Consider the following 21,323-nt stretch of genomic DNA (forward strand, 5'->3'; position numbering starts at 1 on the left):
CAATAAAAAAGCCAGCGTGATGCTGGCTTATTTATGACGAGAAAATTCGTTAAAGAATTATAGTCCTAAGAAAGACTTAGACTTAACCTTACGAATTTCTTTTTCGTCAGACCATTCGATAAGACCCGTTTCCAAGTCCATTAAACGCATGGTCATCTTGTAGTAAACATCTTTAGTGCTACCATCTTGCTTCACTATGCTAGATAGGTTGCCGTATAGCATGTACTGAGCACCAATTTGACGACCGAAGTTAATCGCAGTCGATGGATCAACCATGCCTGAATTGTTTTGGTAGTCTAGCTGCTTACGTACTGAGTCCACTTTTGTCATGTCGATAAAGCGGAACTTACCAGAACGAAGTAGCTTATTGCTGATTGAATCGGTAACAGATTCGGTATCGATGTGCTCAGAGGTTTTATTCTTAATTTTATCGACGAAGATGATTGGGCGGTCATTGGCTGTCATGGCAACAACGGGTGGGAAGGTCAGCATGCTATCGACCATCTTAGCGGCGATAGCCTGTAGATCGGTAGAGCCAAAGTTTTCGTTAACGGTTTCCACTTCTGTGGCATCACCGTATTCAACTTTTGATTGGCAGGCTGATAAACCTATTACTGCTGCAAGAATAAAAACGACTTTTAAATGTTTCATAGTAAGTTCCATACAAGTGATTGCTAAATGATTATTGAATAAAAACGGGTGTAATTACCAGTGTCAATTATCCAGACTAAGGTAGTACGTCCGCTCTTAACTTCAATGGGGTCAGCCGGATCATTGTCCAGCATTAATGAATATTTTCCTGGTTTTACGTATGCACGAGCTATTTGTGCCTGCTGAGGTAGCGTAAGCCAACTGCGTCTATCGGCTTGCTCTGAAACCACGTTAAAAATCTGCATGGCGATAGAGGCATAATCGATATCATTGTTTCGTTTTTTTGTTTTACTTTCAACGCTCTGCGCCATCTCTGATTTAGCATAGATACGTGCCGCTTGCCTAACGAGGGCTGCCGGTAACTCTTCTTTTAATGCATTGATGGCCAGGGCATCGATATTGGCAATCGGTGCCGTTTTAAGTACTGTGCCTAAGCCTTGGATCTGCCCCGGTCTGACATGTTGTCTATTGGGGTAATAGGTTGCCAACGACGCGGTTTGCCAATTACCGTTAATGGTAAAAGGCACGGTGAAGCTTTGCTTTTCAGGGACGAAACCACGCTCTAGCATGATGATGACCTGGCCTTCGCCTTTCTTAGGCTCTATAGCATCACCCCAACGCTTCTTAAACTCTTCGTACTGCGGCATTGATAACTGTTTGGCTAGCCTGACTAAGTCTTTTTGCAGGTATGGATTGTTAGGCGAGATCTGCGCAGCTTTGCGGTAATCGATATAGGCGTCATTCGGCTCACCTAAAATCTCATGTAACATGCCCGTTGTGTAGTAGCTGTAGGCATTTAAGAATGAGCTGGTGGTTGTGCCTGCGGCCTTGCTGAGCTTGTCCATTTCAGCGTCAATGGTGCCGTTGGCCATAGCTTGCACTGACTTATTCGATTTTTGGTAGCGCTTTTGCTCTTGGCTTTGTAGCTCGTTACTGCGGCGAACTTCGACTAATGCGCCTTGTGGATCGCCAGCAAATAGATAATTAAGGGCCTGATACTGATGCAGCATGATACGTTCGTATCCGGGGCCGCGGTACGGGATAACGTTATCGTTGATTAGTAGGCTGCTGGCAGTGGCGCCTGCGTCACTAAGGCTGAGTTTGGCTTTATCATCGAAAGCTTTATAGGCCGATACGGCTTGCTGGTAGTATTTTTTACTGGCCTCAAAGTTGCCTGCAATCTGTGCACTTCGTCCAGCCTCCTGCGCATAGAGGAGTCCATCGGCACCATTAGTTTCAGATTCGACTATTTTGGCTGCATTTTGCGGCGTCGGCGAGTTGAGCTGAGCCTTAACTGGGGCAATTTGAGAAGGGTAATTAATAAAGATACTGTTAAACGCGCAGCCACTTAGACTGAGCATTATTGTAGCCAGCAGTAGCAAACGTCTCATTCTCGGTTCTCTTTGATTTGCGTTAGTTGCATCGCCTTCCTTGAGTGCTAACAGTGTTAGGCCGACAGGCTCTTAGCCTTATTGGATCAGCCGAGTGTTTCAATTCATTATAGGTTGATAAAAGTTTACTCAAGAGTGTATCTATAAAAACTTACAATATTTCATGGTTATATCAAGGCTTTTATAGCGTTTGAAAGCTGAACGTAACATGAATACTGTAAACCTATGCGTAAATAGTACTCGATATCTTGTACTATTTACGCTTTGATTAACACGACTCATTATAAAGGTGTGGCGGTTAATAGTGAGGTGGTGGTGTTTCGTCTGCTTGACTTGCCATATTGCTCGGCTCAACCGACTGAAATTTGCTGATTAAGAGCTTAAGTTGCTCTTGTTGTAAGGCAAGTGCTTGGTTCAGTTTGATAACTTGCTGATCTAGCTCTTCAATGGTGCCATCTTGAAACGCAATCTTCATTTCTAATTCTTCGACACGGCTTTCTAAATTATCCAAATTGACCTCTGATGGATAGGGTGAGCTCATTATGTGAGTGCACCGCTTAATGGAACATAAGGATCAATGGGCGACCCTATTGGTGAGTATGAGTATACAACGCCTGCCTAGGTTTATGGAAACTCGCTTTTTAAAAGCACTAGGCGCAAAGTCAATAATAGTCAGCAAGCTGAATGAAAGCTGATAAAAGCGTGTTTAGTATGGCAAAGTGAATGAACTCACGCTGATTTCTGTTGTCTGTTAGATGACTAATAAGATAATCATTGCTAAGTTAGTAGGTCAAAACCGTAATCATCGCTACTGTCATAATATGTATTGAAAAAGTACGTTTAATTTCAGTTGATAAGCATTTGATTAATCAGATTGGAATAACCTATTTAACTAGTATAAAGTGGTTCGCCTAAATAAAAGTATTAGGTTTGTGTAACCACGTGTAAATGCTGAGGAAGCTTTCATGAAATCGATTTATAAATATTCACTAGTGGCTTTGGCCGTAGTTGGTCTAACTGCTTGTAATCAAGAGCAAGCAGCTGCGACAGCTCCTGTAGAATTAAAAACTGAAGCGCAAAAAGAAGCTTACAGCGTTGGTGCGTCTATTGGTACTTACATGGCAGGTCACATTAAAGAGCAAGAAGAGCTTGGTCTAAATGTGGATAGAAGTCTAATCGTTACTGGTTTTAGCGAAGGCCTGAACGACGAGTTAAAGCTGACTCAAGAAGAGATGCAAACAATTTTGCAAACGCTTGACGAGAAGCTAAATGAAAAGCGTCAAGCACAAGCGCTAGTATTGGCTGAGAAAGCGTCAGCTGAAAGCCAAGCTTTTCTCGATGCGAACAAGGCTAAAGAAGGCGTTGTGACGACAGACTCTGGTCTACAGTACGAAGTGATCACTGAAGGTACGGGTGACAAGCCTGTTGCTGAAGATACTGTTAAAGTTCACTACGTGGGCACATTGACTGACGGCACTGAATTCGATAGCTCTGTTGCACGTGGCGAGCCAGCTACTTTCCCACTGAACCGCGTTATTCCAGGTTGGACTGAAGGCGTTCAGTTGATGCCTGTCGGCTCTAAGTACAAGTTTGTTATCCCAGCAAATCTTGCTTATGGCGATCGTGATACCGGTACTATCCCTGCTAATTCAACTTTAGTATTTGAAGTTGAACTGCTAGATATCGAAAAGGCGGCTCCAGCTGCTGAACATGCACACTAATTTGTAGGTTATTGCTATCGACTCCTTTATATCGGGGGAGGTAACGCTAATCTCAGCAAATTTAAAAAGGACGCAGATGCGTCCTTTTTTACGTCTGCAATTGTCTACTTCTGCGTTGAATAGACTCACAAGGGGATAACCATTGTGCCATCTATTTGCCTTGAATTAGTTTGCCAAATTCACTCTGAGTAGATCAGTTTCTTATGCTGATTGGTATAAGTGCGTTAAAATGAACACTGAGAGTGATTTTTAATTTTGAGCCAAGTTATGGAATACGAATTTTTACGCAATACTATTACTGACACGGTGTTTGCCCGTTTTAGTATGGATCATGAAGCGGTAGGTTTTTGGTTATCGGAAGAGCTTGCCGATAATAGGCCGTTGTATGTTGAGATCTGCCAGCAAATCGAGCGATTGCAAAACGGTCAGGGCAATGAATGGCGTTTGCTAGGTAAAGCGCTATCGCTTGAGCTTGATACTGAGCAGGCAAGAATATTTGCTAATGATATTGAAGATAACGAAGATCAAGAACTCGATGAGTCGATGTCATTTTATGACGGAGAGTCCGAAGCGTTTTGTGGTTTAGAGGACTTTTATGAGGTCCTTGTCAGCTGGCGTCATTTCTTAGACGAAAAATGATTGCCGATCTTCAGATTTATTTCTGAACAAATAAATCCAAAAAAGCAGCCTTTGGCTGCTTTTTTGATCTAAAACTCTATCATAATACTGATTTGTATTGCCTAAGCAGGATCACTGATTGAGATAGCGTACTGCCATTTCTGTACGTGATTTCGCATTGGCTTTGCGCAGTAAGTTTTTCACATGCACTTTTACTGTGCCTTCGCTAATATGAAGTTGTTCGGCAACGATACGGTTGCTTTGACCTTCAGCGAGATGCTGCAAAATTTCAAGTTCTCTAGGTGTTAAATTTTCAATCCATTCCTGTTCATTGACCGAAGTATTTAACTCCGATAGATAGTCTTGAACATTATCGCTTATCACACGGTGGCCAAGCATGGCATTTTTGAGCATATCAAGCAGTAAGTCTGGCTCGGTATCTTTTAATAAATAGCCGTCTGCGCCAGCGCGCATTAAACGGATCACATCTTGTTTTGCATCGGATACGGTTAAAATAACGATACGTGAAGTGACGCCCTCTTGCCTTAAAGCGTTCAGTGTATCTAAGCCTGTCATGCCTTTCATATTAAGATCGAGCAATATAATATCGGGCTCATTATCACTAACCGCTGATAATGCATCTAGGCCACTTCCCGCTTCACCAAATAAGGTAAAGTCTGAGTCCGAAGTGACAAGTTGACAGATCCCACGCCGTAGTAGTGGGTGATCATCAATAACTAGAACTGAATAGGGTTTGCCCATCTTTAGGCCTCCTGCTGAGGTATGTGCGACTAAGTAAAACAGCTAATAAAATCATGCTATTCCCTTAAAAAAGCAAGCGGGAATAGCGATTATCGTTATTCAGCTGGCTCCTGTTGGGGAGAGAAGCTAAGGGTCACTGTGGCCCCACCTTTTTTATTCTGGCTAAATTCTACCACACCCGACAAGCGACTGGCGCGTTCGTGCATAATTCCTAAGCCAAAATGTTGATCCCTTTCTTTTAATTTTTCAATGCCTACGCCGTCATCACTGATGCTGATCACGACTTTTTTATCGGAAATTGTTTGGCAGCTAATATGTATGTGCTTCGCACTTGCATGTTTTATTGCATTTAATGTCGCTTCACGGGTGAGCTGCAAAATATGAATATGTTGGTGGGCACCTAAGAGCTGTGCGGGTAACTTGTAGTCTAGCGTAATATTGGCATTGGACTGACCACGTAGCTGTTCTATCATCGCTTCCATAGCATGGCCTAAATTAGGGTCTTTAATGGTTAGACGGAACGTAGACAATAATTCTCGTAATTGCACGTATGCGGTATTAACACCTTCGTTTATCTCTTGTAACTGCTCGGCAGCTCGTGGGCTTTTTGAAGTTTTATCTAGCTCTTTAGAAAGCAGATTCACTTGAATTTTTAAGAAAGATAACAATTGACCCAAAGAGTCGTGTAGCTCTCTGGCAATGACGCCGCGCTCTTCCATCAAGGCCAGTTGCTGACGTTGTTCACCCGCATTGTAGATCACCATTGAACGCGCAAGCATGATGGCAAAGTTATTAAACAGAGGAAAAGAGAAGGCGTTAGAGGAAACGACTTCAAGGTAACCTAAGTTGTTGTTTTCAAATTTAACCGGAAATTGTTTGCTGTTTTCGCTATGCAGTGGCCAATCCGTTGTGCTTTCAGCTGCAATAATATCGACTACATCAGCGTCTTGAACTAGAACAAGGCGTAAGCGTATGCCTTTTTCATGCGCCTGAAGTTGATTGAGCGCTTGGGTCAAAGTGTAACTATCGAGTTTACTCGAGTGCAGCATCACTAACGTATCGTAAAGTAAGGTTAGCTCATTGTTGGCACGAGTTAAGGCTATGGTCTTTTCTTGGACTTGCTCTTCGAGTCCTTGATATACACTGGCTAATTTTTTTACGGTTGAGTCTAGCGCGCTGCTTAATGCACTTAATTCTAGGTACTCTGTTTTAGGCATCTCTACATTAAAATCACCTTGTGAAATAGTATCGGCGGCTTGCATTAATTGTTGCAGCGGTTTAACAACTTTGCGTTTGGCAATTCTGACCGTAATAAAGGCAATCAGTAACATTAAGCCCAATCCACCTATCTGGCTGATGGCCAAAATTTTGAGCTTGAGTGCCGCGTATTGTTCGGTTTCGAGTACAAATAAATCAATCGTATCGACAAAGTCTTTAAGCGATTCCGCATAGAGGCGTGAATTTTCTGTTTCTATGTAGTAACGCATCACTTGCCATTTATCGATAACCGTAAGGTATTTGTTTTTAAGATCTTGAGGGGTATACCAGGTAAGTGAGCGCTTAAGTGCCTGAGAATTTAATGTATTTTCAAACTCTTTAATTTTTTCATTAGCCGCTTCGCTACCTGAATTGGCGTAGAACATTAAGCGATAACTCTGCATTCTAAGTGAACCTGAAGCGTTTATAGCTCTAGCATCCCCAAGGCTATAAGACAGGTTGATAATCGCAAAAATAGCCAGTCCACTCGACAGCAAAATTAGCGTTAACATGAAGCCCCAAATCGCTGAAGTGAGTCTGCCTTTTTTCATTTATAAAATCTCATCGTTATGGTATTTGAGTTATTCATTGGTAGCGGTTCTACATTAGTGGTTACTTGATTACATTAACAAAAATGCAAAAGTGTGAGCAACAACACGTTCACAATTTGATCTAACGCAAACTTCACCACGGATACCCCCTTAGGGGTATGTCTTTGTTAACTGGAAGTGATTAAGTTCGACCTAGAAATAGGTGGGACTATATAAATATTATAAAAGTAACATGGAGATGAGATGGTGAAAACATTAACTAAAAAGTCTTTTGCACTGAGTGCAATCGTAGCAGCAAGCCTAATGGCGGGCAGTGCATTCGCAAGTGATAAAACTGAGCCGCGTAACGAAGTTTATAAAGATAAATTTTCTAACCAATATAAAACTTGGCACGACACATCTGAAAGTGTAGAAATTATTGATGCACTTGAGCAAGATCCAAATCTAGTGATTCTTTGGGCGGGTTATGGTTTTGCTAAAGATTATAACAAGGCTCGTGGTCACGTTTACGCAGTGACAGATTTACGTAACACACTACGTTCTGGTGCACCAAAGACTGCTGAAGATGGTCCAATGCCAATGGCATGTTGGTCTTGTAAGAGCCCAGATGTACCTCGCATGATCGAAGAGCAAGGTGAAGACGGTTACTTTAAAGGTAAGTGGTCTAAAGGCGGTCCAGAAATCGTTAACTCTATCGGCTGTTCTGATTGTCACGAAAAAGGCAAGTCTAAGCTACGCATCTCTCGTCCATTCGCTGAGCGCGGTATGGAAGCAATTGGCACACCATTCGATGAAGCTTCTCGTAAAGACAAGCAATCAATGGTTTGTGGTCAGTGTCACGTAGAGTACTACTTCGAAAAAACTGCTGATAAGAAAGGTTTTGTTAAGTTCCCATGGGACAAGGGCACAACTGTAGAAGATATGGAAGCATACTATGATGCTATCGATTTCGCAGATTGGACTCACGCCATCTCTAAGACGCCAATGCTAAAAGCACAGCACCCAGGTTATGAAACTTGGCAGCTAGGTATGCACGGTAAAAACAACGTAAGTTGTACTGACTGTCACATGCCTAAAGTTAAGAATGCTGAAGGTCGTAAGTTTACCGATCACAAAGTGGGTAACCCGTTCGATCGTTTCGAAGAAACGTGTGGTACTTGTCATGATCAAAGCAAAGAGTTCATGGTTAACCTAGATAACGAGCGTAAAGCGAAGGTTAAGCAGATCCAACTTCAAGCTGAAGAGCAGTTAGTTAAAGCTCACTTCGAAGCTGGTGCAGCTTGGGAAGCCGGCGCAACAGAAGCTGAAATGGCTCCAATCTTATTGGATATCCGTCACGGTCAATGGCGCTGGGATTATGCAATCGCCTCTCATGGTGTAGCATCTCATGCTCCAGATGAAGCGCTACGTGTACTAGGTACTGCACTAAACAAAGCTGCTGATGCTCGCGTTAAGCTAGCTCAACTACTTGCTAAGAAAGGCGTACCACAGCCTATCGCTCTTCCAGATATCTCTACTAAAGCTAAGGCGCAAGCGGCTCTAGGTATGGATATGGATAAGATGAATGCTGATAAAGCTGAATTCAAGAAGACTGTGCTACCTAAGTGGGATGCAGAAGCTGAAAAGCGTGAAGCGACTTACAAATAAGTCTACTGACACTATATAGTGCTTATAAGTTAAGTGTCTAGAATAAGTCTTTAGCATAGAAGCCCTCTTCGGAGGGCTTTTTTTGGCTTTTACTTGATGAGTTTAAGCAAGGCTTTAAAACGATCGCCATTAGCTTGATGTTGTAACTCAAACAGTAGTGACTCAACATTGGTCTGCATTGCACCATAACTTAACATCATCTCTAATCCGCTTACCTTATTACTCTCTTCTCTTGACGACATCGCATCAGTTACAAGATGAGCATGGTAGCCGTGATCTAACAGATCTCTGCAGGTCTGGTAAACACACACGTGAGTTTCAATACCCGCTAAGATAACCTGCTTACGCTCCATCGAGCTGAGCTTTTCTCTAAATGTATCAGCTTGCCAACCACTAAAATGATCCTTGGCGATAGGTTCTGTGGTTTTTGCCAGCGCCAGGGCTAGGTTTTCACTTGTCCGTCCTAACTTCTGTGGTATTTGTTCGAGCCACAAAATTGGAATATCAAATAGCTGTATCCCCTTAATTAATATCTCTAGCTTACGATGCAGTTGCTCACTTTGGTGCATAACCCGTGCGAGTTGACCTTGTACATCGACCACAACCAATACACATTCTTCTGCTTTTAGCATCTTAGGCTTCTCTATTTTGCAAGGGGAGTTAATTGTTCAGTAAAGCGGATCTGTTTGGTTTATCCAATTAGAAATAGGTCTAACCTGGCTCGATATTGCTGCTTTATCTTTGTGCAGCCCCTGCATGCTTGCACTTGTTTGGTGCGTTAATATGCAGTGTTAATTGCGCGTAAAATCTTATCTTGTTGAATTTAAATGGTTAATAACTTTGGCCTAATGCTTGAATTATGTTTAAGCAAATAGGGAATGTAATTGGGGAGATAACCATGAAATTGGTAAGCGCGATAATTAAGCCATTTAAATTAGACGATGTTAGAGAAGCGATAGCTGAAGTGGGCATTGAGGGGATGACGGTTACAGAGGTAAAAGGTTTTGGTCGTCAAAAAGGCCATACCGAACTGTATCGTGGCGCAGAGTACCAAGTGGATTTTCTACCAAAAGTGAAATTAGAAATTGCCATCAAAGCTGACAGGCTAGAACTGTTACTCGAAGCGATCACTGGCGCAGCGAGAACAGGGAAAATAGGCGATGGCAAAATTTTTGTTACGGATCTTGAGCAAGCTATCCGTATTCGAACTGGCGAAGTTGATAACGAAGCACTGTAAGGGGAAAGCTGATGGATGATTTAACTAAGTTGGGACTGACGGTAACAGAGTTACGCTTTGCCCTAGATACATTTTATTTTTTGATTTCAGGCGCACTAGTCATGTGGATGGCTGCAGGATTTGCCATGTTAGAAGCTGGGTTAGTTCGCTCTAAAAATACCACTGAAATTCTCACTAAAAATGTGTGTCTATATTCTATTGCTTGTGTGATGTACCTGATTGTGGGCTACAACATCATGTATGTTGGTAATGCCGAAGGGGGATGGTTGCCCTCATTCGGCTCATTAATTGGCTCTCAAGGGGAAGGGGCTGATCATGCATTGGAGTCAGACTTCTTTTTCCAAGTCGTGTTTGTGGCTACGGCAATGTCTATTGTATCTGGCGCGGTTGCCGAGCGTATGAAATTATGGGCATTTTTGTGTTTCTCAGTATTTATGACGGCGGTAATTTACCCTGTTGAAGGCTATTGGACATGGGGCGGCGGTTTTCTGTCTGAAGCTGGTTTTGTTGATTTTGCAGGCAGTGGCATTGTACATATGGCGGGGGCTGCAGCAGCGCTTTCAGGTGTATTACTGCTCGGTGCGCGTAAAGGTAAGTATGGCGCTAACGGTCAAGTGAACCCTATTCCGGGTTCAAATTTACCTATGGCAACGCTGGGTATGTTTATTTTATGGATGGGCTGGTTTGGCTTTAATGGTGGCTCGCAGCTTTTGATATCGGATGCTGAGAATGCCAGCGCTGTGGCTAAAATATTTGTTAACACCAATTCGGCGGCAGCATTTGGCGCGATTGCTGCGCTGATTGTATGTCGACTGATTTGGGGGAAGGCTGATTTGACCATGATCTTAAATGGTGCCTTAGCTGGGCTGGTAGCGATTACAGCGGATCCATTGTCACCCTCATTAGTCATGGCTGGTGTGATTGGTACTGTCGCGGGTGGCTTAGTGGTGTTCTCGATTGTTGCCTTCGATAGGATCAAGATTGATGATCCAGTTGGTGCGATTTCTGTTCACGGTGTTGCAGGATTGCTTGGACTGGTATTAGTGCCAGTATCAAATGCTGATGCGTCACTCTTGACCCAGTTATATGGCGCGGCCGTAATTTTTGGCTGGGTATTTTTAGCGTCGACTGTGGTTTGGTTTGCACTGAAGGTGACCATGGGGATCCGTGTTACAGAAGAAGAAGAATATAATGGAATGGATGCTTCTGATTGCGGAATTGATGCTTATCCAGAGTTTGTATCGGTTAAGAGTGGTAGTTAGGCTTTCAGAGTAACCAACCGTTACAAGCCGTGATATAAATAAAGAGCTTATGCCTATGGGTATAAGCTCTTTTGTTTCATGTATTGTTATGTGATCAGAGAGTTTAAGGCTCAACAGAATTAGGCTAAAGTAAGTTATCAGCGGGTTGAGCATGGATCTTTTATGAAAGCATTGAAACTACTGAGCACTATATTGCTTATGGCGCTGGCGACAAGTGCCAGCGCTGGCCAAGTTATAGTGCGAAAGTCCAGTGAGCCGTTTGATGCATTTGCGGTTAGGGATGAAGTGCAAAGGCAGCATGCATGGCGTGAAGCGCTGCGTTATCAGCAACAGATCCAAATATTGCAAAGCTTACCTTTTGGTTGTGTGCCTTTCGCAATGCCTTATCGATACTTTTCCTGCCAAGGTTTATTTTACAGACCTTATGCTTACCAAAATAAGGAGCTTTTTATTCAAATCGACTCTCCTAAAGAGCAGGGCGCTAAGGTACCGCTCGATTAGAGCTTGAGTCCTTGAGAGCAACTGCGCTAATCGTTCGATTTAGGTATTGTTAGTATATTCATCGCGGCAGTTTAGGAGTTACTCGGGATTCATCTTGAGTCCTGCCAAGTGTCAGCGCACATATATTGCTAGACTATTTTCGCTTCGCTTTAACTGCTTCGCTTTAACTGCTTCGCTTTAACTGCTTCGCTTTAACTGCTTCGCTTTAACTGCTTCGCTTAATAGTCTCGCTCTATCTCGCCAAGCAGCTTAATTGAGTCCATTTGTTTCACTGACAGGGTGAACTTACTTCTGAGCCTACTGCGCTTTAAATTGGCTCGCGGGCAAGCCGTATAGGCTTATTTTATGGATAAATTTTATTATTTTTTGCGTACAGCAGGCTTTAGCTTTTAAATTGTAATCTTTAGGAATAATTAACAGTTTAGTGGGCTTATTTGCAGCTTACTTTGACACTTTATATAAATTTTTAATTTCTAATTTCTTTTTAAACAAATAGTTAAAAATAATTATATGAAATAATCATAACTTGATTGCAATCTAAGTTCATACTGGATAAATTGAATGCAGTATCGCAATTGAGAGATCTGTATTCATAGGCTAGACGGAGCTAAGTATTACCATGTATTACCAAAATGATGATGTTCGAATTAATAAGATAAAAGAGTTGTTACCTCCAATTGCTATTTTGGAGCGATTTCCCGCAACACAGAACGCATCAGCGACCGTATTTAATGCCCGCGAAAGCATACATAATATTTTAGCGAAGAAAGATGACCGCCTATTAGTGGTTATTGGGCCGTGCTCTATTCATGATCCTGTCGCAGCACTTGAATACGGTAAGCGTTTAGTTGAACTTAGAGAGCGTTATAAAGACCAGCTAGAAATCGTGATGCGAGTCTACTTTGAAAAGCCACGCACCACGGTGGGGTGGAAAGGTTTGATCAACGACCCCGATATGGATAATAGCTTCAAGCTAAATGATGGTTTACGTACCGCACGTAAGCTTTTGTTAGACTTAAACAACATGGGCTTACCTACCGCGGGTGAGTTTTTAGATATGATCACGCCGCAGTATGTTGCCGATCTCATGTGCTGGGGGGCAATTGGTGCACGTACTACCGAGTCTCAAGTACATCGCGAATTAGCATCGGGTCTATCAAGTCCAGTGGGTTTCAAAAATGGCACAGATGGCACAATTAAGGTGGCGATTGACGCTATTGGTGCTGCAAGCGCGCCGCATCATTTCTTATCTGTGACTAAGTTTGGCCATTCGGCTATTGTTGAGACCAAAGGAAATCCTGACTGTCATATTATTTTGCGTGGTGGCAAAGAGCCAAACTATAGCGCTGAGCATGTTGCTGCGATTAATAAGCAATTAGACAAGGCAGGTTTAGCGAATAACATCATGATTGATTTTAGCCATGCAAACAGTAGCAAACAGTTCGAGCGCCAGATGTTGGTTGGCGATGATGTTGGAGCGCAAATGGCTAATGGTGATACGTCTATCTTTGGTGTGATGGTTGAAAGTAACTTGGTTGAAGGGCGTCAGGATCATATTGAAGGGCAGTCTCTTTGCTATGGTCAGAGTGTGACAGACGCTTGCATTGGGTGGCAAGATAGTGAAAAGCTGCTGGCAACATTGAATGATAGTGTTGTTAAGCGCAGAGTCGCTTAATTTACAATACAAAAAAGGAGGCATAGGCCTCCTTTTTTGATCGAGTAATTTATTCAATTAGCTTCGATTAGCATTACTTCTTACCTTGCTCAAGTAAGTACTCATTGGCTTTAGCTAAGCTGCCAAACGAAGTAATTAGATTGTTTTGACCCTTTTCCTGAATTTCCGGATTTCCTGATTGAGTCATCATCCATATCCATGTTTGGATGAGTGGTAAGGGGGGATATTTTGGCTGGGATGAGTCAAGCATGTTTGCATCCTTTATCTAGTTAACTTGAAAGAGCTGTAGTTGGCTCTTAACCTGTCACTCTTCGTTTTATTGCGCAGAGAGTAGCAAATTCTTTTCTTTGGGTTAACAGAATTTGCGTTAATTCGTACAAGTTTGTCGAAAAACGTGCAAACTAACCCATTTAGAAAGCCACTCCTTTAGCCTAGTAAGGCTAAAGTTGCACGATAACATAGACAGTCGTCAGAGTCTGTTAACTTTTTTGCTACATTAATGGCTTTTTAATAGTACTTAAGATCACTCGCTGATTGTCATTTAAATGAGTCGTGGTCAGTGGGTCAATTGTAAATTTTCTTTGGGATAAAAAATGCGCCCCTCTCTGTATTTTGATGAACCGATTGGCAACATAAATTGGCATGTTCTGCGTATGCTATGGCCATATTTAATAGAATTTAAACAAAGGGTTGGCCTGGCATTACTGTGTTTGGTCGTAGCAAAACTTGCCAGTGTTGGGCTGCCTTTTTTACTTAAGGCGCTGGTGGATGGGTTATCAAGTACATCACCGAAAGAGCTTGTGGCAGTCCCTATCTCATTAGTTATCGCCTATGGCGGTATTCGATTACTCAATACCATTATTTCGGAAGTAAGAGACACCCTATTTGGACGGGTAACCGAGCGTGCAATTAGGCGATTAGGCATGGCAGTCTTTGAGCACCTACATCGTTTAGATATGGCGTTTCATTTAGAGCGTAGGACCGGGGGCTTATCTCGAGATATTGAACGAGGCACCAGCGGCATGAGTTTCTTGATGCGATTTATGGTGTTCAATATTGTACCGACGATTTTAGAGATCATTTTGGTTGTAGGGATTTTATTTTATAACTATGGCTATGCATTTGCTGGCGTGACATTACTGTCGGTTATCGCCTATGGCGCCTATTCTATCGTGGCTACCGAGTGGCGTACTGGCTACGTTCGTGACGCAGCAAAAGCAGATTCAATCTCTAGTACACGGGCGATCGATAGTTTACTTAACTATGAAACAGTGAAGTATTTTAATAATGAGCAATACGAAGCTAACCAATATGATGCTGCATTGGCGCAATGGGAACAGGCTAAGCGCAAGAATCGCTTATCCCTGTTTGCGTTAAATGCGGGGCAAGCTTGTATCATCTCCGTTGCGATGACATTGATGCTGGGCATGGCGGCCTTCGATGTTGTTCAAGGCGATATGACCATAGGTGACTTTGTGTTGGTTAACGCTTTTATGATGCAGTTATTTATTCCGCTTAACTTCTTAGGATTTGTGTATCGAGAGATAAGAGGCGCATTTGCCAATATTGAGCGTATGTTTGCTCTATTGGACAGGGCTCCTATGATTAACGATGCCGCGAATGCCAAAGCTCAAGCACTAATGCAAGGGCGAGTATCATTTGAAAATGTAAGCTTTCAATATGACTCTCGGACTATTTTAGATGATGTCAGTTTTACCATTGAAGCGGGCCAAAAAGTGGCCATAGTTGGTGATAGTGGCGCGGGTAAGTCGACCTTAGTTAAATTGCTATTTCGTTTTTACGATGTGGTTGGTGGGCGAGTCTGTATTGATGGGCAGGATATTCGCAGCGTTACTCAAGACAGTTTGCGGCAGGCTATTGCTATAGTCCCTCAAGATACGGTGTTATTTAATGATACCTTGATTGAAAATGTGCGTTATGGCCGACCAAGTGCCACTATGGAAGAGGTCAACAGCGCGATAAAGATGGCGCATCTCAGTCAATTTATCGAAAGCTTACCCGAGGGTGGTCAAACTCGAGTCGGTGAGCGAGGCTTAAAATTGTCGGGTGGGGAAAAGCAGCGCGTCGCAATAGCCAGAGCCATATTGAAAAAGTCGCCCATTTTAGTGTTTGATGAAGCGACTTCCTCATTAGATAGTCATTCGGAGCAGGCAATCTTAACGGCACTGAAGGAGGTGGCAAAAGGCCACACGAGTTTAGTCATTGCCCATAGACTTTCAACTGTGGTTGATGCGGATAGAATCATAGTATTGAGTAAGGGCAAGGTTGTCGAAACCGGTAACCATAGTGATTTACTTGCGGCTAACGGTCTTTATGCTAATTTATGGCGAGTACAGCAAGAATCAGGTCGATAGAGTTGATTGATTAAGAAAAGCCTGTTTCGGGTTCAGCATAGGTTCAGTTTCATATGTCTATAATTGAACATAATTTAACGGGAAGCTAATGCAGAAGGTCACAATGAAAAATATACCTATACTGGCCCAGATTGAAGGGCAAGAGAGTAAAGTAAATACTGACTGGCTTGCGATTATGGCAACGCTAAAAAAGCGCGGGCTAGAAAATGATGAACTTGAAGTAGCGTATTTTGAATTATGTGCTGGAATGCGAGTGACAACCCGTGGCCTAAGTCTCGCGAAGGCTGCGCCTGTCGCTTCGTTACCGGGCTTATTGCATGAGCCTAAATTCTCGGCTCGAGATTATGCAGGCATGCTGAGCGCCTAAAAGTGTAACTTACCAATTTTCCAACCATCACAAATGAGTTTAGGTTTTGGAGAGGGATCGGATATCTGGGTTAACCCTATGATTTTTCCCTCTATAAAGCAGATGTACTCTCCTTCTATCACAGTCATTCGCTCACAACTGCTACAGCTAGATGAAAGTGATCTATTGTTTGGCTGTGTATTTAAGTTGCCCATATCTGATCTCCAGTAAGCGCTAGCTTGTCTTTAGCTCATCTTTTATTAAGCTAAAGCCGTATTTGAACATTGTCATTGGTTAAAGCAAGCAGCAATGGCGTATGATAAAGCAATCGCTGATCTGCTTTGGTTCACTTTTAAAAGTAGTGGGTTAAGTTTTGCGTTGTTTGTTGTGCGTATTCTTTCAGCGCTTACTCTTCCTGATGGTCACAAGATTTTGCATAAACAAGACTTTATTTGTGTGACCAAGATTGCATTTTTAGTGCTTTTGTGAGGAAGGTATTTAATCACTTAAATACAAATATACCAAGCCTAATTTGTTATATTTCATTTCGTCTTCATATTGTCTTCATATTGTCTTCATATTGTCTTTGTTTTACCCTCATTCTGTCTTTATTTTGTTTTCACTTTGAATAGGGGGTCATCGGTTTTATTGCTGAGTAAGCTAGCCCTTTAATCTATAAAAGGTTGGCCAAAGCGGGTCTTTAACAAACTGACCTTCCCCGTTGTTGAAATGCGTAATTGATATAACTCACCATAATTATCCTCATCTATCTGCTGCACTAAAGGGCCGCCTAACGCGTTAATGATTAGGGGCACAGTATTGGAATGACCAGCGATAAGGCTATTGCCCGGTGAGCTACGCACTAAGGATACGATGTCATTTATGTGGGTTTTAATCCCTGATTTTACTTGAACGATTTCGACATCCAAGCCTCTTTGAAGCGCTATAGGAGCCAGAGTTAACTGCGTTCTTTGGTAGTTTGACGCGATGAGTTGTGACAAGTCTACATCAGCTAAAGCCTCTGTTAGCGCCTTGGCTCTGATACTGCCCTGTTGACTGAGTTCGGGATCGCGAGAACCATCATCACGCTTTTCTGCATGCCTAACCAATACGATGATTTTTGCCTGATGGTCTGCTTTAGGTTCAAGCTTTTCTTGGGCGTAGCAACTAAAACTTGTAGTGATAATCGCTAAGGTGGTTAGCGTTATTGCGAGGGCTTTCTTGGCCTGAATCATCGACTACCTACTGAATTAACGTCTAAAATTTCGAATTAAAAAATCACTTTCCCCTAGGAGGAGCAAAGGTATAGAGGGTCTGCTTGTATGAAATAACAACAGTCTTTAGATTAATCTTTCTGAAGTTAGAATAAAAGCTTATGCTCAATTAAACGAAAGGGGAGTGTCTTATGTGGATAGAAGGGCAAGTTATTGAAAGATTAGATTGGAGCGATAAACTGTTTTCGCTCAAAATTAAAGTTGATATTGGTGACTTTATTGCTGGGCAGTTCATTAAGCTTAGTCGCATTGTTGACGATAAAAGGATTGGACGAGCCTACTCGTTAGTTAATCCACCAGGTTGCGATTATATCGAGGTGTTAGCCGTTGCCGTCGATGATGGTCAACTCTCTCCAAACTTACAGGCATTAGAAGTCGGTGATGTTATTGATGTCGCTACTAAAGCGACCGGCTTTATGACCTTAGATGAGTTGCCTAAAGATGAAGAGCAGGGCAAGCATTTGTGGTTTTTAGCGACTGGCACAGCAGTCGGACCTTTTATCTCCATAATGGATACCCCTGAGCCATGGCTTAACTATGAAAAACTGGTGCTGGTATATGGTGTACGAGAAGGGAAAGATTTGGCCTATCTTGAGCACTTAAAGCGATTTGAACAAACTTATCCTGAACGGTTTCAGTTAATATTGTCGGTAACTCGTGAACCATTTGATGGCGCATTAACTAAGCGGATCCCAGATGTCATTGTAAGCGGTGAACTTGAAGCTAAAGCAGGCTTATCCCTAAGTGCTACTGAATCCCAGGTGATGATCTGTGGTAATCCAGGAATGATTACAGAGGCGCAGCAGGCGCTGAAAGACAAAGGACTCACTAAAAACCTACGCCGTGCACCTGGGCAGATAACGGTTGAGAAATATTGGTAAGCGGCACTGTTAGCATCTCGGCCACAAGGATCGTTTAATCAGTATTTGTTAATTTAAATGCATGTAAGTTAAGTGTTTACTGATTTTTATCAATTTTAGTTTTGTTTGTTTAAATCGCTCACAATGACTTGCTGTTTCTTACCAATTTGATTACCCTTAACGCAATTGAGAATTGTTATCACTATCAGTTGGTGGTCGCAGGGTAGCACTTGAAGGGAGAAGCGTAATGAAAATAGTAAAGAGTCTTGCTGTTATGGGGCTTGCATGTATTGCATCAATAGCAAATGCATCTGAAAGACTGACGGTATATTCCTATCGCCAAGCTTTTCTTATTGACCCCATATTGGCTGACTTTACTAAAGAGACTGGCGTTAAAGTTGACGTGGTTTTCTCAAAGAAGGGTATTGCTGAACGTATGATGCGTGAAGGGCGTTTATCTAAAGCCGACATAGTGCTGACATCTGACTTTTACCGTTTGATGGAGTTAGTAGAAAAAGATTTAGTTGCTCCAGCAAACAGCGATACCTTAAAACAGAATATCCCTGCAAAATACCGTTCACCAGATGATGAGTGGTATGCGCTCACAATGCGAGTGCGTAATATTTATAGCTCTAAAGACAGGCTCGGCAAACTTGATATCAACTACGAAGATTTAGCGGATCCTAAATATAAAGGTAAAATTTGTACGCGTAGTGGTAAACACCCATATAACGTTTCTCTTGTGGCTTCAATGATTGCACATCACGGTGAGCAAGAAACTAAAACCTGGTTAGAGGGGTGGAAGGCCAATTTAGCCAGAAAGCCACAGGGAAATGATCGCGCACAAGTTAAAGCGGTAAGCGAAGGTATGTGTGATCTCGCGATTGGTAACAGTTACTACTTAGGTAAGATGTTACAAGATCCTAAGCAAAAAGCTTGGGCTGATGCCATAGAGATTAACTTCCCTAATCAAGACAATTATGGCTCCCACATTAACGTTTCGGGTATGGCGCTGGCGAAATATTCCAAAAATAAACAAACTGCACTTAAGTTGATGGAGTTCTTATCTGGTGATAAAGCCCAGCACACTTACGCTGAAGTGAACTTTGAATATCCAGTTAAAGCCAACGTCGCACCATCTAAGATAGTAGCTTCTTGGGGAACGTTTAAAGCTGATGATTTACCTATCTACAAATTAGCTGAATATCATGGTGCAGCGATTAAGTTGCTTGATGAAGTGAAGTTCGATCTGTAATTGATGGTGAAAATATTTAAGGTTGGGCTAACATATTCGGCGTAAACTCAATTATTGAGGTTAATCAGATAGGTTAAAGCCTCTAGGCTAACTCTCTAGAGCAACTCTACTTGATTAAGCTCTCTGGATTAAGCCTCTAGATCAAGCCTCTAGATTAAGTCTTCTAGAAAAGCCTGCTAAGTGTGTATATAGTCATATTCGCAGTGTGTTAGTTCCAACAATTGAAATACCATTGAACCTATCTATCGAGATAGGTTTTCTTATTTTTGGCTAAAATTTTTCACGTTATATGTAGGTAGTAAAGATTATGGTTTTAGGCTTAGCCAAGGGCTGGTCTGTAGCAAGTTATACCTTGGCACTATTGATTGTTATGCCACTTATTGCACTTATCGGTCAATCATTCTTGCCTGATGGTTCTGTATTTACCCATCTATTTGATACTGTATTACCCACCTACATCAGTAATAGCCTGTGGCTGATGTTTTGGGTCGTTATTGGCTCACTTATCATCGCGGTCCCAGCCGCATGGCTGGTGGCTAAATGTCATTTCCCTGGGCGTCGAATTTTTCAGTGGGCGTTACTGCTGCCTTTAGCCATGCCAGCTTATGTCGTGGCTTATGTTTATACCGACTTATTTGATTATGCTGGCCCTGTGCAGCGCGGCTTGCGCACATTTTTTGGTTGGCAAACACCTCAAGACTATTACTTTCCAGAGGTACGCTCATTGGGCGGCGCTGCCATTATGTTGTCGCTCGTGTTGTTTCCGTATATCTACTTACTGGCACGAACGGCTTTTATGGAGCAATCCGCTAGTTTAAGTCAAGCAACAAGAGTGATGGGCTGTGGGCCTTGGAAAAGCTTCTGGCGTTTAAGTTTACCTATGACGCGTCCAGCATTGGCTGTTGGTGCGGCATTGGTTGCTATGGAAACAGCGGCAGATTTTGCCACCGTAAGCTATTTTGCCGTGCCAACATTGACTACGGCTGTTTACGATACCTGGTTTGAATATGGCAGCTTAGCAGCGGCTGCAAAGCTTTCAACCATTATGTTATTAGTGATTTTTGCCATGGTGGGTTTTGAGCGTTTCGCGAGGCGAAAACAAAAGTTGTTTCAGAAACAATCAACGCCAGGCGAACTCGATATCTATCCTCTGACCGGGCTGAAAGCTCTGGCTGCAATGAGTTACTGCGCAGCCTTACTCTTTGTCGCTTTTTTACTGCCTTTTATTATATTAGTGCAGTATGCCTATGGCTATTTTGCCGAAAGCTGGAATCAAGAGTTCTTTGAATATAGCTTTAATAGCTTATGGATAGCGGTGGTGGTGAGCTGCATCTGTGTGGCTATTGGTATTGTGTTGATGTTCATTCGTAGGGTTAGCCCTAGGCGGGCCGATATTCTTCCTTCTCGCTTAGCATCAACGGGCTATGCTCTGCCAGGTACCGTGTTAGCCATTGGGATCTTAGTACCTTTTACCCAACTCGATTTTGCAATCAATGATATAGCCGAATACTTTGGCTTTGAGGGCCCAGGGCTCATCTTAACGGGCAGCAGCTTTATTATTGTGTGCGCTTTTTGTATTCGCTTTGCCGCAATTGCTATCGGCAGTATAGAAAACAGTTATAAACGGATCTCCCCCTCACTGGATATGGCGGGGATCACTATGGGCCTTAAGCCATTAGGACTTTTACGACAGGTGCATATTCCTCTTCTGAGAAAAGGTATTTTTGCTGGCTTATTGCTGGTATTTATCGAATGTATGAAGGAGTTGCCTGCAGCGTTATTGCTAAGGCCGATAGGTTTTGAAAACTTAGCCACCTATGTTTTTCAGTTTGTATCTGATGAGCAGCTAGAGCACGGGGCACTGGCGGCGATTGTCATTGTATTAGTCGGTCTTATTCCGCTTATCTACCTAAATCGTTCCTTGGAGCATGATAATTAAT

Annotated in this window: 20 protein-coding genes; 12 read left to right on the forward strand and 8 right to left on the reverse strand. The window is 42.5% G+C overall.

What is annotated here, in order from left to right; translation table 11 throughout:
- Window positions 1-57 precede the first annotated feature (57 nt).
- From lpoB to ACVBIU_RS04785, 3 genes are all read right to left on the reverse strand, one after another.
- Entirely contained in the window at window positions 58-651 is a 594-nt protein-coding gene (lpoB, locus tag ACVBIU_RS04775; protein ID WP_174208590.1) for a penicillin-binding protein activator LpoB, read from the reverse strand.
- Between the two features lie 23 nt (window positions 652-674).
- Complete coding sequence (locus ACVBIU_RS04780; RefSeq protein ID WP_447160225.1) at window positions 675-2,042, reverse strand: COG3014 family protein; 1,368 nt, start codon at window positions 2,040-2,042, stop codon at window positions 675-677.
- Window positions 2,043-2,340: 298 nt separating this feature from the next.
- Window positions 2,341-2,583 (reverse strand): SlyX family protein, encoded by a 243-nt coding sequence (locus tag ACVBIU_RS04785; protein ID WP_447160226.1) that lies wholly within the window; start codon window positions 2,581-2,583, stop codon window positions 2,341-2,343.
- 424 nt (window positions 2,584-3,007) lie between these two features.
- Here ACVBIU_RS04785 and fkpA point away from each other — a divergent pair, with 424 nt between their 5' ends.
- A complete protein-coding gene (gene fkpA / locus ACVBIU_RS04790; protein WP_447160227.1) occupies window positions 3,008-3,763 on the forward strand; it encodes an FKBP-type peptidyl-prolyl cis-trans isomerase in 756 nt (251 codons plus the stop codon).
- 267 nt (window positions 3,764-4,030) lie between these two features.
- A complete protein-coding gene (locus tag ACVBIU_RS04795) occupies window positions 4,031-4,402 on the forward strand; it encodes a YacL family protein (RefSeq protein WP_447160228.1) in 372 nt (123 codons plus the stop codon).
- Between the two features lie 111 nt (window positions 4,403-4,513).
- Here the strand turns inward: ACVBIU_RS04795 and ACVBIU_RS04800 are convergent, their stop codons facing one another.
- Together ACVBIU_RS04800 and narQ are read right to left on the reverse strand one after the other, a co-directional pair.
- Window positions 4,514-5,143, reverse strand: a complete 630-nt coding sequence (locus ACVBIU_RS04800; RefSeq protein WP_447160229.1) for a response regulator — start codon at window positions 5,141-5,143, stop codon at window positions 4,514-4,516.
- Window positions 5,144-5,238: 95 nt separating this feature from the next.
- Entirely contained in the window at window positions 5,239-6,951 is a 1,713-nt protein-coding gene (narQ, locus tag ACVBIU_RS04805) for a nitrate/nitrite two-component system sensor histidine kinase NarQ (RefSeq protein ID WP_447163209.1), read from the reverse strand.
- 243 nt (window positions 6,952-7,194) lie between these two features.
- On the opposite strand from narQ, the gene nrfA reads away from it, so the two are divergent.
- Window positions 7,195-8,598, forward strand: coding sequence for an ammonia-forming nitrite reductase cytochrome c552 subunit (gene nrfA, locus ACVBIU_RS04810; RefSeq protein ID WP_447160231.1), 1,404 nt, complete (start codon window positions 7,195-7,197; stop codon window positions 8,596-8,598).
- Window positions 8,599-8,687: 89 nt separating this feature from the next.
- Here the strand turns inward: nrfA and ACVBIU_RS04815 are convergent, their stop codons facing one another.
- Entirely contained in the window at window positions 8,688-9,230 is a 543-nt protein-coding gene (locus ACVBIU_RS04815; RefSeq protein WP_447163210.1) for an isochorismatase family protein, read from the reverse strand.
- Window positions 9,231-9,496: 266 nt separating this feature from the next.
- On the opposite strand from ACVBIU_RS04815, the gene ACVBIU_RS04820 reads away from it, so the two are divergent.
- The 4 genes from ACVBIU_RS04820 to aroG all read left to right on the forward strand — a co-directional run bounded on the left by ACVBIU_RS04820 (window position 9,497) and on the right by aroG (window position 13,273).
- Window positions 9,497-9,835: a P-II family nitrogen regulator gene (locus tag ACVBIU_RS04820; RefSeq protein ID WP_447160233.1), complete on the forward strand. Its 339-nt coding sequence runs from the start codon at window positions 9,497-9,499 to the stop codon at window positions 9,833-9,835.
- Window positions 9,836-9,846: 11 nt separating this feature from the next.
- Window positions 9,847-11,097, forward strand: a complete 1,251-nt coding sequence (locus ACVBIU_RS04825) for an ammonium transporter (protein ID WP_447160234.1) — start codon at window positions 9,847-9,849, stop codon at window positions 11,095-11,097.
- A 162-nt stretch (window positions 11,098-11,259) separates the two neighbouring features.
- A complete protein-coding gene (locus ACVBIU_RS04830) occupies window positions 11,260-11,598 on the forward strand; it encodes a hypothetical protein (RefSeq protein ID WP_447160235.1) in 339 nt (112 codons plus the stop codon).
- A gap of 619 nt (window positions 11,599-12,217) precedes the next feature.
- Window positions 12,218-13,273: a 3-deoxy-7-phosphoheptulonate synthase AroG gene (gene aroG, locus ACVBIU_RS04835; RefSeq protein WP_447160236.1), complete on the forward strand. Its 1,056-nt coding sequence runs from the start codon at window positions 12,218-12,220 to the stop codon at window positions 13,271-13,273.
- Window positions 13,274-13,346: 73 nt separating this feature from the next.
- Here the strand turns inward: aroG and ACVBIU_RS04840 are convergent, their stop codons facing one another.
- Window positions 13,347-13,523, reverse strand: coding sequence for a hypothetical protein (locus ACVBIU_RS04840; protein ID WP_447160237.1), 177 nt, complete (start codon window positions 13,521-13,523; stop codon window positions 13,347-13,349).
- A 343-nt stretch (window positions 13,524-13,866) separates the two neighbouring features.
- Here ACVBIU_RS04840 and ACVBIU_RS04845 point away from each other — a divergent pair, with 343 nt between their 5' ends.
- Window positions 13,867-15,648: an ABCB family ABC transporter ATP-binding protein/permease gene (locus ACVBIU_RS04845; protein WP_447163211.1), complete on the forward strand. Its 1,782-nt coding sequence runs from the start codon at window positions 13,867-13,869 to the stop codon at window positions 15,646-15,648.
- Between the two features lie 103 nt (window positions 15,649-15,751).
- Window positions 15,752-16,015, forward strand: a complete 264-nt coding sequence (locus ACVBIU_RS04850; RefSeq protein ID WP_447160239.1) for a hypothetical protein — start codon at window positions 15,752-15,754, stop codon at window positions 16,013-16,015.
- A 647-nt stretch (window positions 16,016-16,662) separates the two neighbouring features.
- Here ACVBIU_RS04850 and ACVBIU_RS04855 read toward each other — a convergent pair.
- The gene (locus ACVBIU_RS04855) at window positions 16,663-17,229 is read right to left on the reverse strand and encodes a histidine phosphatase family protein (RefSeq protein WP_447160240.1); all 567 of its coding nucleotides are present in this window, start codon (window positions 17,227-17,229) and stop codon (window positions 16,663-16,665) included.
- Window positions 17,230-17,399: 170 nt separating this feature from the next.
- Here ACVBIU_RS04855 and ACVBIU_RS04860 point away from each other — a divergent pair, with 170 nt between their 5' ends.
- The 3 genes from ACVBIU_RS04860 to ACVBIU_RS04870 all read left to right on the forward strand — a co-directional run bounded on the left by ACVBIU_RS04860 (window position 17,400) and on the right by ACVBIU_RS04870 (window position 21,322).
- Window positions 17,400-18,149, forward strand: a complete 750-nt coding sequence (locus ACVBIU_RS04860) for a ferredoxin--NADP reductase (RefSeq protein WP_447160241.1) — start codon at window positions 17,400-17,402, stop codon at window positions 18,147-18,149.
- 226 nt (window positions 18,150-18,375) lie between these two features.
- Complete coding sequence (locus ACVBIU_RS04865) at window positions 18,376-19,383, forward strand: Fe(3+) ABC transporter substrate-binding protein (protein ID WP_447160242.1); 1,008 nt, start codon at window positions 18,376-18,378, stop codon at window positions 19,381-19,383.
- Window positions 19,384-19,690: 307 nt separating this feature from the next.
- Window positions 19,691-21,322: an ABC transporter permease gene (locus ACVBIU_RS04870; protein WP_447160243.1), complete on the forward strand. Its 1,632-nt coding sequence runs from the start codon at window positions 19,691-19,693 to the stop codon at window positions 21,320-21,322.
- The last annotated feature ends 1 nt before the right edge of the window (window position 21,323 follow it).

It is taken from the genome of Shewanella sp. 30m-14 (assembly GCF_052977125.1).

Bases quoted from the DNA above. Each gene is read 5' to 3' on its own strand.
- lpoB (WP_174208590.1), bottom strand. From the start codon at position 651: ATGAAACATTTAAAAGTCGTTTTTATTCTTGCAGCAGTAATAGGTTTA.
- ACVBIU_RS04780 (WP_447160225.1), bottom strand. From the start codon at position 2,042: ATGAGACGTTTGCTACTGCTGGCTACAATAATGCTCAGTCTAAGTGGC.
- ACVBIU_RS04785 (WP_447160226.1), bottom strand. From the start codon at position 2,583: ATGAGCTCACCCTATCCATCAGAGGTCAATTTGGATAATTTAGAAAGC.
- fkpA (WP_447160227.1), top strand. From the start codon at position 3,008: ATGAAATCGATTTATAAATATTCACTAGTGGCTTTGGCCGTAGTTGGT.
- ACVBIU_RS04795 (WP_447160228.1), top strand. From the start codon at position 4,031: ATGGAATACGAATTTTTACGCAATACTATTACTGACACGGTGTTTGCC.
- ACVBIU_RS04800 (WP_447160229.1), bottom strand. From the start codon at position 5,143: ATGGGCAAACCCTATTCAGTTCTAGTTATTGATGATCACCCACTACTA.
- narQ (WP_447163209.1), bottom strand. From the start codon at position 6,951: ATGAAAAAAGGCAGACTCACTTCAGCGATTTGGGGCTTCATGTTAACG.
- nrfA (WP_447160231.1), top strand. From the start codon at position 7,195: ATGGTGAAAACATTAACTAAAAAGTCTTTTGCACTGAGTGCAATCGTA.
- ACVBIU_RS04815 (WP_447163210.1), bottom strand. From the start codon at position 9,230: ATGCTAAAAGCAGAAGAATGTGTATTGGTTGTGGTCGATGTACAAGGT.
- ACVBIU_RS04820 (WP_447160233.1), top strand. From the start codon at position 9,497: ATGAAATTGGTAAGCGCGATAATTAAGCCATTTAAATTAGACGATGTT.
- ACVBIU_RS04825 (WP_447160234.1), top strand. From the start codon at position 9,847: ATGGATGATTTAACTAAGTTGGGACTGACGGTAACAGAGTTACGCTTT.
- ACVBIU_RS04830 (WP_447160235.1), top strand. From the start codon at position 11,260: ATGAAAGCATTGAAACTACTGAGCACTATATTGCTTATGGCGCTGGCG.
- aroG (WP_447160236.1), top strand. From the start codon at position 12,218: ATGTATTACCAAAATGATGATGTTCGAATTAATAAGATAAAAGAGTTG.
- ACVBIU_RS04840 (WP_447160237.1), bottom strand. From the start codon at position 13,523: ATGCTTGACTCATCCCAGCCAAAATATCCCCCCTTACCACTCATCCAA.
- ACVBIU_RS04845 (WP_447163211.1), top strand. From the start codon at position 13,867: ATGCGCCCCTCTCTGTATTTTGATGAACCGATTGGCAACATAAATTGG.
- ACVBIU_RS04850 (WP_447160239.1), top strand. From the start codon at position 15,752: ATGAAAAATATACCTATACTGGCCCAGATTGAAGGGCAAGAGAGTAAA.
- ACVBIU_RS04855 (WP_447160240.1), bottom strand. From the start codon at position 17,229: ATGATTCAGGCCAAGAAAGCCCTCGCAATAACGCTAACCACCTTAGCG.
- ACVBIU_RS04860 (WP_447160241.1), top strand. From the start codon at position 17,400: ATGTGGATAGAAGGGCAAGTTATTGAAAGATTAGATTGGAGCGATAAA.
- ACVBIU_RS04865 (WP_447160242.1), top strand. From the start codon at position 18,376: ATGAAAATAGTAAAGAGTCTTGCTGTTATGGGGCTTGCATGTATTGCA.
- ACVBIU_RS04870 (WP_447160243.1), top strand. From the start codon at position 19,691: ATGGTTTTAGGCTTAGCCAAGGGCTGGTCTGTAGCAAGTTATACCTTG.